Origin of the sequence: Psychrobacter sp. SHUES1, assembly GCF_001652315.1 — a bacterium.
In the GTDB taxonomy this organism is placed as follows: Bacteria; Pseudomonadota; Gammaproteobacteria; order Pseudomonadales; family Moraxellaceae; genus Psychrobacter; species Psychrobacter faecalis.
This window is the reverse complement of the sequence record NZ_LXWA01000106.1, coordinates 70,700-82,909: the sequence shown is the minus strand read 5'-3', so window position 1 is coordinate 82,909 and position 12,210 is coordinate 70,700. Positions and strand designations below refer to the sequence as shown.

Below are 12,210 nucleotides of genomic sequence, written 5' to 3'. Positions count from 1 at the left end.
TAAAAAGACTTAAACTGTCGATACCGCAGTTGATGAAACAGTACCAAGATGGTCATCATCTCTGATACACTTATCTTGCATGCTCTTAGCCGTTGACGGCCCGTTGCGATTAAGTGAGCCTCAAACTCAGGTTTGAATTGCTGATAAAAGTCGTCAATATGGCAGTATAGCTCGGTTAGGTTGTCCATGTAAGAAGTCCTTTTTGCTTAAGTGGTCTTAGTAAACTTACTTTAGCAACTTTGGACTTCTTTTTTTATCTTTTTTTGAGCCCTTATCCCGAACTGGGGTTAAAATTAATAACAACACAACCGCTATCAGCTGACTCTATTAACCACTTGTAATGGCAAATGCTTCATCGCTTGACCGACAATCGACCATGGCAGGCTTGGCACGCAAGCTTCGTCTACTTCTGCCTCAATCGCAGCAACGATCGCTTTGGTGCCTGTTTCTGCATCTACTTCAAACGGTAAAGGTTTGGCATTTTCATTGATTTCGGTGCGCACATAACCTGGATAAATGGTCGATACCTTAATCGGCAATTTGGTCAATAGCATATCGGCACGGATACCTTCTGCAAGATGTGCTAAACCCGCTTTACTTGCGCCATAAGCGGTCAAATGCTTAGGCAAGCCGCGCATCGCTGACATACTAGATATCACCACCAGATGACCGCTATTTTGAGCTCGGAAAATATTCATCGCCGCTTCACATTGGGCAAGCGCTGAGATGAAGTTAATCTCGACGGTTTTGCGATTGGTATCAAAGCGCCCTTTGCCAATCCGGCGGCTATCACCGACGCCGGCATTGACCACCACGCGATCAATATGACCAAAATCCGCTGCGAACCCATCAAACACCTCGAATATCGCATCGTAATCACTGACATCCAAGACACGGTATTCAATACGGATATCAGGATACTGCGCCGATAGCTCGGTTTTTAAATTTTCTAAACGATCAGTACGGCGGGCGCAAATGGCAAGATTATAACCAAGTTTTGCAAAGAGTCTTGCCATACCCTCGCCTAACCCTGAGCTTGCGCCAGTGATTAAAACCGTTTTACCGCGGCCAACCTGTTGCTTATTTAAACCTTTCAGATAACGCGCTGGCTGAATGGCACTAAATAACTGATTTTTATGGTGGTTAGCGCTACTGGTCACTAAGTTTATTAATTTATTTTTCATAAACCATCCTATTGGTATTCATATAAATGACGTCGACTGTCTATCGTAACGTAAATCTACAGAGTAAGTTTAGCAGTTATAGCCTAAAGCAAACACGCAAGCAACCTAAAGCAGCATAGAATCAAACTACTTTCACCCTGTAATGATTGATTTTAAAACCATAAAAAACGGCTACCTAGTTACAGTAACCGCTTCACGATGTTTTTAATTAACTGGCTTTAAGACTTTGATCTTTGTTTTTTAGCGCCAAGTCACAAAGCGTTTGCCCTCAGCAAATAAATGACTGTATTCGTTCAAAGACAACAGGCGACTCCGTTCATTTTTAAGCGTCAGCGATGTCACGCCAGTGTTGACCAAACTTTTATTGATTTGATAGGCTGTTGAGCTGCCCTGCTGTAATAACTGCGCAGTGATCGCAGCGATAATACCACCCGAGGTAAACACCAAAACCGTACTGTCAACGCCTAACTGCAAATTGGCAACTTGTTGACGTACTTGCTCAAGCGCTTGCTTGGCGCGCTCATTAAACTGTAGCCAGCTTTCGATATAATCACTGTCGTTTTCGCCCGCATGCCAACGCTGCATCGCGTCGTCAAACAACTCTGCCAGCCGTGTGACTGGCACCTCTGCTTTAGCAATCTCAGCAGCAATTCCCACACGGCTAGCAAAAGCAGGATTAGATTTTATCAGTACATCTTTATGATTAAACTCATCAAACTGCGGCAGTACATAGCTATCAGGCTCATCTAGATTGATGGCAGTTACGCTTGGTTTTTCGTTACTCTCGCCAAAAGATGACTGATAACTTTGCCAAAAATGGCGCGCAGAATCTTGCTGCCTAACCAAACTACCGCTAAAAATCGCATCGATTCGGCGCTGGGTCGTTGCATAATGCTGACCCAGCATTTGCGCCTGCATACTACCAAGCTCTGAGAGCTGGTCGTAATCTTCTTGCCCAAATGACGCTTGACCATGACGCGCTAAAAGTATGGTTGTCATAAAACATTGCCTTATTAATCGTACTTTTTTAAATTTTTTAGATTGAATCAACGGCTATAAATTTGTGCATTTACTATGCGTTTAAAGCGTTTATTCTTTAGCTTTAGAATTACTTTGTCCAAAATAGCTTTTTGGTAAAATGCCCTTGATAACCGTTTGAATCGGACTTGGTAGTTGCTCGACCATCGCCGCATCGACGCCTATATCTTGTAGATGCGGTTGCACGTGGCTTATAAATAAAGCCTCGCCTTCATACTGAGCAATCAGCTTGAGACATTTAGCATGTAAGACATGGACGATAATCCAAAAGTTCTTAAAAGCTGGATTGCTGGTTTGTTTATTATAATAACGATAATAAATCTGCTGCACGATACCGGCTAGGCGAAATAGTCCAAACACTTCATAAAACGTCCAGTTGTCTATCTTAAGGCCCGTCTTTTTAAGATAATAGGTTACCACTTCATCACGGGTCATCATGCCTTTTAAATGCGTTGGCTGACGGCGAGATTGCTGCATGATGATGTTGTCATCTTCTTCAATCCAATACGCTAAAGCGCTACCCAAATCCATCAAAGGGTCGCCTAAGGTAGCCATTTCCCAATCGAGCACACCGATGACCTTGGTCGGATCATCAGCCGCCAAAATCACATTATCAAAGCGCCAATCATTATGGATAACACAAGTTTTACTATCGGCAGGCGTGTGCTTGCCAAGCCATTGTCTTACCAAAGCAAAGCTTGGCACATTGGGCGTTTTGGCTTTGACATAACGCTTATCCCAGCCCGTCACTTGACGCTCACAATAACCTTCGCCGCGACCAAGATTTACCAAATCAGGGTGCTTGGTATAATCGACTTCATGCAACTCAATCAAAGCGTCGATGACATTGGTACATAACTCGCGTGTTTGCGCTTCGTTTAAATCGACGCCTTTTGGCAAATTAGCCCGCGGAATGATACCTTCCATTCGCTCCATGACATAAAAGTCTGCGCCAATAACGTCTTCATCAGTACACAGCGCGACCATTTTTGGTACATAGGGATAAGCATCTTTTAAAGCTTTTTGCACGGTATATTCGCGCACCATATCATGTGCCGATTTGGCTTTGGTGCCTTTTGGCGGACGGCGTAAAATCAAATCTTGGCCGTCACCTTCGCCTTCATATTGCAGCCGGTAAGTCCAGTTTGAAGCGCCACCTGAGAATTGTGTCACCGTTGGCTCGCCTTTTATATCAACGCCTTGCTCGCGTAGCCAGTCGCTGACCGCTTTGGCGTCAAGCTCTTCGCCCTCGCGCACTTCGCCGCCTTTATCTAAAACTTTATTAACGGTTTGATTGTCAGCATCAGTATGGTTGGCATGATGTTCAGTTGCCATAAGACATTCCTTATCGTGTGGTCGTTTATTTTTTACCAGTTATTTGTTGTTTATAAAAGCTTAAGAGTTAAAAATTCACTATCAAATCATCGATAGTGAATTTTTGGTCATATAATTTAAATGACAATGTAGCCGACTTTTTAAGATTTAGGAGGTTTAGACGAGCGGCTAAAACCTTGGCGTTTTAATTCTAATTTGGCAATCATGGTTTTATGTACTTCATCAGGACCATCGGCTAAACGTAGTGCGCGAGCTTGTGCAAAGAAAGCAGGCAACATCGTATCTTGACAAACACCCATGCCACCGTGAATTTGAATCGCCATATCAACCACTTCTTGCAAGACAGTCGGTGCAACGACTTTAATGGCAGAGATTTCAGTCAATGCCGCTTTGGTCCCCTTCGCGTCCATTTTTTGCGCCGCGTATAGTGTCAATAAACGCGCTTGGTCAATTTTGATACGGGCGTCAGCGATACGCTCAAAGTTACCGCCTAATTGTAGCAGAGGCTTACCAAACGCGGTACGCTGCATACCGCGCTTAACCGCGAGCTCAAGAGACTTTTCGGCAGCACCAATACAGCGCATGCAATGGTGAATACGACCTGGTCCTAGGCGACCTTGCGCAATCTCAAAGCCCATACCAGGCCCACCGATAAAGTTACCAGACGGCACACGCACATTATTAAAGCGGACTTCGCCATGACCGTGCGGCGCATCGTAATCACCAAATACCTTTAACATACGTTCGATGTTAACGCCTGCGGTGTTTGCTGGCACCAAGACCATCGAATGCTGATGGTGACGGTCTTTATCCTCATCAGGAGTATAAGCCATGACAATCAAAACATCGACGGCAGGGTCGCCAAGACCCGATGACCACCACTTGCTACCATCGATAACAATCTCATCGCCATCGACGACAGCAGTCGCTTGCATATTGGTTGCATCACTTGACGCCACATCAGGCTCAGTCATACAAAATACCGAACGCGTTTTACCTTCTAATATCGGCGTTAGCCATTTATCTTGCTGCTCCTGTGAACCATAACGCCATAACAGCTCCATATTTCCGCTATCAGGGGCATTACAATTAAAGACATAAGGCGCGAGCAAACTGCGACCGGTGAGCTCGGCAATCGGTGCATAATCAGTAACCGACAGCCCAGCCCCAAGCTTATCATCAGGTAAAAATAAATTCCATAAACCCGCTTCACGCGCTTGTTTACGTAGGCTCTCGTACTTTTCTGGCCAGCGCCAATTTTTCCAATTACCATCAGGGTTTTGCGCATGACAGTCCGCCCAAAACTGTGCTTCTATTGGCTCGATTTGGGTTTCGATAAACTCTTTGACTTTGGCATGCATGGCTTGACCATGTTCGCTGGCGGTAAACATTAATGTGTCGGTAGACATAGTTGACATCCTTTTCTTTACTGATGATTAATGGCTTTTATGAAATTCACATCAAAATTCTATGTGTTGAGATTGCATAAAAAGATTAATGAGATTTTATAGTGTACGTACGTATACTCTGTTTTATCTGCCCCATTTATAACACAGCATTTGCGATTAAACAGCAAAAAAGGCGCGACCCGCTAGGACACGCCTTTTACAAAATACAAACAATGCACGATTCGCTGTTGAAATACTAGAACGCTAGCTATCAATTAACCTCATGATATTTAGACTTATTTTAGGATGTTTAAGCGGCTCTCTAAATCAAAACGCGCCAGTGCATCTGGTAGCTTATCAATCGCCATGCTGAGTGTGGCTTCTGCGGCTTGTGATAAACCCAATTTTTCGGCAAGCGTTGGCTTTTGACGTGAATGCAGCGCATACACTTCATTATTTTCCATACGCTCTAAAATATAACTGTCAGAGGTTTGCAAGCTATCAATTAAGTTAAGTTTTAGCGCATCTTCACCATACCAATGCTCACCAGTAGCGACTTTAGCGACATCCAGTGTTGGACGATAGGTATTAACGAAGTGCTTAAATAACTCGTGCGTCTGCTCCAGCTCTTCTTGATATTTAGCGCGGTCTTCGGCGTCATTTTCACCAAACACAGTCACGGTGCGCTTATAGTCACCTGCGGTGAACATCTCGTAATCAACATCATGATTTTTGAGCCATTTATGGAAGTTTGGTAATTGCGAGACCACACCGATTGAACCAATTATCGCAAAGGGTGCGGCAACGATATTGTCGGCGACGCATGCCATCATATAACCGCCACTGGCCGCGACTTTATCGACACAGACGGTAAGCTTTAGACCGGCATCTTTTAAACGTGATAATTGTGCCGCTGCCAAGCCATAACCATGAACCAAACCGCCGCCCGACTCTAAGCGTACGACCACTTCATCGCCTTTATTGGCAGTACTGATGAGCGTGCTGATTTCTTCGCGTAAGTGCTTCACCGCTGTGGCTTTGATATCGCCATCAAAATCAAGCACAAAAACTTGCTGCTTCTCATCGCTATTATTCTTTTTGTTTTTACTCTTATTTTTTACTTTTAATGCTTGCTTGGCTTTTTTCGCCATGGTTTTTTTAAGTTGTTTAAGCGCCGCTTTACCTTGCGTTGCCTCCATCAGATCTTCACGACGTTGCTCTTGGCTTTTATTGAGATGGATAACTCTTAGCTCAACAGGATTTTTAGAAGGATGAAAAAGCATGAGCAGGATTCCTTGATAGTTGAAATAAATAATTTTAATAAATAATTGAAGGGGTTTTAATACGGTTTAATAAGTTAGCTTGATATGCGCACAGTGACTAGTATTTTCAAGCAAAATGACAATATTTAACCCAAGACAAATACTACTGCATAAATACCACCTCTACTGATACGTCCCTGCACTTCGTTTGAACACTACTGATTGGACGCCACAGGTTGTATAACAAAGGCAGATTAGGCATAATATGCGTTTACACCAAATTTTCTGCAGCCAACGTGATGACCATTTGTCTTATATCGCGTTATTCGTGCTTTTTTGGCTAAATGCTCAAAGGCACGGCGCTTATATTACACGCTAGCGGCTGCATTATTGTATTTCGAATTGGGCTGACAACTGGATAATTATATTATGACGCAAAGCACTATGACGCATAGCGAATACCGAGACGAATATTGCGGCGCTGTAACCGAAAGCTTACTTGAGCAAACCATTAGCATCGTAGGCTGGGTACATCGTCGTCGCGATCACGGTGGCGTGATTTTCTTAGACATGCGTGACCGCGCGGGTATCTTGCAGGTCGTCGTTGACCCTGACACCCCAGAAGCGTTCGCGACTGCTGATGCGGTACGTCCTGAATATGTTTTAAAAATTACCGGTCGCGTTCGCCGTCGTTACGAAGGCACTGAAAATGCTAATATGACCAGTGGTCAAATTGAGCTATTGGGCAAAGAGATTGAAGTATTGGCAAAATCTGAAACCCCGCCTTTCCCATTAAATGATGAGAAAACCACGGTATCAGAAGATCTGCGTTTAAAATATCGCTACCTTGATATGCGTCGTCCGCAAATGCAAGAGCGCATGGTTTTCCGTGCTAAAGCCACCTCAACGATTCGTCGTTATCTAGATGACCATGGTTTCTTAGACGTTGAAACGCCTATCTTGACTCGTGCCACACCAGAAGGCGCACGGGATTATCTGGTGCCTTCACGCACTCGCCCGGGTAACTTTTTTGCTTTACCGCAGTCACCACAGCTATTTAAACAGTTATTGATGGTGTCAGGATTTGATCGTTATTATCAAATCGCTAAGTGTTTCCGTGACGAAGACTTACGTGCTGACCGTCAGCCTGAATTTACCCAAGTCGATATTGAGACTTCTTTCTTAAATGAAGAAGAAATCATGAATATCAACGAAGGTTTGATTAAGCATCTATTTAAAACCATGCTGGATGTTGAATTTGAACAATTTCCGCGTATGACTTATGCTGAAGCCATGCGCGACTATGCCTCAGACAAGCCTGACCTACGTATTCCATTAAAATTGGTCGACGTTGCTGATTTAATGAAAGACGTTGATTTTAAAGTCTTTGCCGGTCCTGCCAACGACCCTAAAGGCCGCGTTGCTGCCCTTCGAATTCCTGGCGGTGCTTCATTAAGCCGTAAGCAAATCGACGCTTATACTAAGTTTGTGAGCATTTATGGTGCACGTGGTTTGGCTTATATTAAAGTCAATGACGCCAGCAACATCAACAACGGTGTCGATAAAGAATCTGGTCTACAATCGCCTATCATCAAAAATATGACTGATGACGTCCTAGCGAGCTTGATTGAGCGTACGGGTGCCGAGAGTAATGATATTATCTTCTTCGGTGCTGATAAAGCCAGTGTCGTCAACGATGCCATCGGTGCGTTACGTCAAAAAATTGGTCTAGACTTAGACATGCTGACCTGCGAATGGGCGCCACTTTGGGTGACTGACTTCCCAATGTTTGAAGAAACGGATGATGGGCGCTGGACATCAATGCACCATCCGTTTACCAAACCAAAAGGCTCTGTTGAAGAATTGAAAACCAAACCTGAATCAGCGCTTTCTATCGCTTATGATATGGTGTTAAACGGTACTGAAATCGGCGGCGGTAGCTTACGTATCAATACCCTTGAGATGCAAAAAGCGGTATTTGAAGCGCTAGGTATCGATGAGGCTGAAGCCGAAGAGAAATTTAGCTTCTTACTTGATGCTCTAAAATTCGGTGCGCCTCCGCATGGTGGTTTAGCCTTCGGTTTGGATCGCCTCATTATGCTGATGGTCGGCGCAAGCTCTATCCGTGACGTGATCGCCTTCCCTAAAACCAAAACTGCTGAAGACCCATTGACGCAAGCGCCTGCTCCGGTAGATAGCAAACAGCTACGTGAACTTGGTATCCGTGTACGTGAAAAGGCCCAGCCTGATACCAATAAACCTGCACAATAAATGGTTTAGTCATGCGCAGATATTGTTTATATTGTCCGTTATATAATTTATCACCATGCGAATGGTCATGAATCCATATCATCTCTTCAAATTCGTGCCACTGTCTGTTTTGCAGATGCTGGCACGTTTTGTTGCCTGGGTAATATTACGCCTACCAAATGCTAGTATCATGCGCACTGTGCGTATCAATATGGCGCTGATTGCGCCGTCGTTATCTGCTCATCAAAAACGCGCATTAACCAAAGACATTATTTATCATCAATGTTTAACCAGTATCGAATCTATCAAAAGCTGGGCGATGCCACCGCAGTGGAGCATTGCCCAGATTCGTGACGTGCATAATAAAGAGTATTTATTAGAAGGGCTTGCCAATCCTAATGGAATGCTGGCGATTGTCCCCCATCTGGGTACGTGGGAGATGATGAACGCGTGGCTTAATCAGTTTGGCGCGCCAACGATTATGTATAAGCCTGTTAAAGGCGAGCTGACTAACGATTTTGTCTTGCAAGGTCGCTCGCGTCTTAATGCCACACTGGTTCCGACCGATGGTAGCGGTGTCAAAGCGGTTTTTAAAACCTTAAAACAAGGCGGTTTTAGTATTGTATTGCCTGATCACGTTCCTGAACCTTCAGGTGGCGTAATTGTGCCCTTTTTTGGTATTGAAACCTTAACCAGCACATTGGCGTCAAAACTTGCCAGTAAAACCAAGTGTGCGTTGGTTGGTTTATCTTGTATTCGCCGCGATGATGGACAAGGTTTTGATATCTATTGTTATAAGTTAGACGATCCAGCACTCTATGACCGCAATACCGAAACCGCGGCGTATGCGCTCAATATTGCCATGCAGCATATGATTGAAGCTCATTACAGTCATTATATGTGGGGTTATCGCCGTTTTAAACAAATCCCTTTATTAGATAACCCTTATAGGGCTGACGAAAAAACTTTGGCTGATTTTATCAACGGTAATACTCAAAAACATGCCTTACATGGTAATAAGCAAGTGTCTAATAATCTTGAAGTTTGATTCTAATAAGCAACATTAGTACAATCAGTTAAGCATCTAGAAATATCGTCAATGATAGCTATGCTAATATGAGCAAGCGGTTGTTTATTAGGATATTTTTTGACTGACTAACGACTGAACAAATCTTCATTGACTTTAATATGAGTACATTATGGCGACTGACGTAACCAGCCTTTCATCGACCGAGCAACTACAAACCGATCATAGCACTGCCGAGCAGTGTTATATTATTTGTATGAAATGGGGCGATAAATATGGTCCTGAATACGTCAACCGTCTTTATAATATGGTTAGTCGCCATTTGACCTTAGATTTTCAAATGGTTTGCCTAACCGATGATAGTACTGGCATCGACCCTGCAGTGGCTTGTTACCCCATTCCAGAAATGGATTTACCAGCAGGCCCTGAACGTGGCTGGAAAAAGCTGACCACTTTTAAGCCTAAATTATATGATCTAAAAGGTGTCGCCTTATTTTTAGACATTGATATCGTTATCGTCGATAATATCGATGCTTTTTTCACTTATGAAGCTAAATATGAAGACAGCGTGGTCATTATTCGTGACTGGAAAAAGCCATGGCGCATGATTGGCAATAGCTCGGTTTATCGCTTTAACATCGGTATGGGTTCCTATCCTGATTTGCTCGCAAACTTTGAGCGCAACTTTGAAACCATTCGCACACAGGTTCGTCATGAGCAGGCTTATCTTTCTAACTATCTGCGTGAGCATCACCATTTAGAGTACTGGGATAAAAACTGGTGTGTCAGTTTTAAATATCAGTGTATGGCGCCTACTCCGTTGAATTTTGTACGTGCACCGACGTTACCTGAAGGCGCAAAAATTGTTATCTTTCATGGTGAGATTAATCCACCAGACGCCATCAAAGGTGGCGGCGGCAAATGGTATCGTCATGTGAAGCCTAGCCCTTGGTTGCAAGAGTATTGGGTGTAACTAAGTCATAGAAACATCTGGAACCCAACATGGAATTACCTCCTAGCGCTACTTTTAATATTGACAATCAGAGTGTTGGTATTTCTGCTTTTGATGCAAGAGAAGCCGAGCAAAACCTTCACCAGCAAGCAGTCAATATCATTGCTTCTGGTCCATCTATTACAGATTTATCATTTGCGGACTTAGTAGATACGGCGACTATTTTTGTGAATGGTAGTATTAGCCTAATGGCTCAATACAATTTTACCAATGTCGTTGGTTATGTCATTAGTGATGGGCGCTTCGTCAAACATCAACCAGATATTTTAAACAAGTACTACACAGGCCAGCCTTTGTATGCAACTCTAGCAGTGTTTGAGGCATTAGCAATCTCACACCCCAGCATGATAAGCAAATACCATAATGCAATGCGTATTATCTATCCTGCCGATCGAGCTTGGAGCGTAAAAACAAATAAGTCTTGGTTTGGTAGACTTTTAACAAAAACACTCTCACATAATAAAAAAATACCATTAGCATTATTGGCCAATCAACCTAACTTTGTTATAGATACGCAGCATCAGCCTGCGCCTATCGGCCTATCTTTAGATATGACATATGGGTTTATAGAGGCAGGAACAGTAGCTTACGTCGCCGCCCAGTTGGCTTATTCACGTCATGCTGGCACGATCCACTTATATGGGATTGATTTATTGAATAATAACCAACCTCGATTTTATGAGAATAAAAACGATAGCGCGCCTTGTAAATTAGATAAGGCAATCACTGATCGGATTGTGCCGTCTTTTAACCTGCTAGGTAAGATTTATAAAGAAAATAACGTTCGTGTTGTAAATCATTCACCAGTCTCTCAGGGTCTATTTAGTGCACTAGATTAATTGCTATTTTTTAAATGAATTAGTAGATAGAAAGTTTTGGTCAGATACACGCTTCAATCAATATATAAATATTTACAAATAGGGTTTGCATTAAATGACAGCACCGAGTGGATGGCGAAGAAAAGCGATTTTACTGTTTAAAAGTGAAAAACGGTTAAATGCAGGAAAAATCGTCAAAACCTTTATGAATAAAAGCCTTGATGAGATGAAAGCCTCTCTAATCACAGAGGCTATGTGCGATGCTTCAGCCTTAACGCATAAACCGCGAACCAATGATTTAACTGCTCATTTGGAGAATTTAAAACATCAGTTTATCGGGCAGTCAGAGCTTTGTTTTTATCATGCCACACTCGTAGTATTACTACGTCGCAATTATAAGCCCAAAGAAATTTTTTCTGAGTTTGAGCAGTTATGGAATACAGAAACAGACTATTTGTTAGAGCATTTATCTTTACGCTGGGTTGTTTCTGCTTGTGACACCTTTGTTGATCATTCAACCGATAGCATCAGGGCTGCTATTTTGATGAATATCACCACGCTTGTGACTACTTTAAGAGTTTATGAAAGTAAACAGTTTTTGCTACGACCTGCTAATTGTGAATCTTTGCCCCTACTCGACGACAATATTGAGGCGTTTTATCGGAATGACATTCCTTTATACGACGGCTTGACTTATTTTCGTATTGGCTCTGATGATACTTTAAAAAACATGCGTAAGCGTTACGAGAGTTTTTATGGGGCCGATAAGCTAGCGACGACAATGCTATTATCCGTTTTTGACAAGCTTCAAAAAAACAACAGTGCTTTTTCTACTATGCGCTCATTACATAAGAGTAAAAACTCTGAGTGGTGGTTAGATTAAAATCAGTTACTAA

At 43.0% G+C, this 12,210-nt stretch carries 10 protein-coding genes and 1 pseudogene; 5 read left to right on the top strand and 6 right to left on the bottom strand.

What is annotated here, in order from left to right; genetic code table 11:
- The 6 genes and pseudogenes from A7325_RS12885 to sohB form a co-directional block, all read right to left on the bottom strand.
- Positions 1-188: pseudogene (locus A7325_RS12885) on the bottom strand (IS982 family transposase); the annotation flags it as partial.
- A gap of 126 nt (positions 189-314) precedes the next feature.
- On the bottom strand, positions 315-1,184 hold the full coding sequence (locus tag A7325_RS12880) for an SDR family oxidoreductase (RefSeq protein ID WP_068408752.1): 870 nt from the start codon (positions 1,182-1,184) through the stop codon (positions 315-317).
- Positions 1,185-1,424: 240 nt separating this feature from the next.
- Entirely contained in the window at positions 1,425-2,183 is a 759-nt protein-coding gene (locus tag A7325_RS12875; protein ID WP_068408751.1) for a histidine phosphatase family protein, read from the bottom strand.
- 90 nt (positions 2,184-2,273) lie between these two features.
- Positions 2,274-3,557, bottom strand: a complete 1,284-nt coding sequence (locus tag A7325_RS12870; RefSeq protein ID WP_068408749.1) for a phosphotransferase family protein — start codon at positions 3,555-3,557, stop codon at positions 2,274-2,276.
- A gap of 140 nt (positions 3,558-3,697) precedes the next feature.
- Positions 3,698-4,948 (bottom strand): acyl-CoA dehydrogenase family protein, encoded by a 1,251-nt coding sequence (locus A7325_RS12865; RefSeq protein WP_068408775.1) that lies wholly within the window; start codon positions 4,946-4,948, stop codon positions 3,698-3,700.
- A gap of 293 nt (positions 4,949-5,241) precedes the next feature.
- Positions 5,242-6,234: a protease SohB gene (sohB, locus tag A7325_RS12860; RefSeq protein WP_346014745.1), complete on the bottom strand. Its 993-nt coding sequence runs from the start codon at positions 6,232-6,234 to the stop codon at positions 5,242-5,244.
- 417 nt (positions 6,235-6,651) lie between these two features.
- Here sohB and aspS point away from each other — a divergent pair, with 417 nt between their 5' ends.
- From aspS to A7325_RS12835, 5 genes are all read left to right on the top strand, one after another.
- Positions 6,652-8,478, top strand: coding sequence for an aspartate--tRNA ligase (gene aspS, locus A7325_RS12855; RefSeq protein ID WP_068408773.1), 1,827 nt, complete (start codon positions 6,652-6,654; stop codon positions 8,476-8,478).
- 67 nt (positions 8,479-8,545) lie between these two features.
- Positions 8,546-9,505, top strand: coding sequence for a lysophospholipid acyltransferase family protein (locus A7325_RS12850; protein WP_068408746.1), 960 nt, complete (start codon positions 8,546-8,548; stop codon positions 9,503-9,505).
- Between the two features lie 151 nt (positions 9,506-9,656).
- Positions 9,657-10,457 (top strand): glycosyltransferase, encoded by an 801-nt coding sequence (locus A7325_RS12845; RefSeq protein ID WP_068408744.1) that lies wholly within the window; start codon positions 9,657-9,659, stop codon positions 10,455-10,457.
- Positions 10,458-10,486: 29 nt separating this feature from the next.
- On the top strand, positions 10,487-11,335 hold the full coding sequence (locus A7325_RS12840) for a hypothetical protein (RefSeq protein WP_068408742.1): 849 nt from the start codon (positions 10,487-10,489) through the stop codon (positions 11,333-11,335).
- A gap of 94 nt (positions 11,336-11,429) precedes the next feature.
- Positions 11,430-12,197: a hypothetical protein gene (locus A7325_RS12835; protein WP_068408739.1), complete on the top strand. Its 768-nt coding sequence runs from the start codon at positions 11,430-11,432 to the stop codon at positions 12,195-12,197.
- The last annotated feature ends 13 nt before the right edge of the window (positions 12,198-12,210 follow it).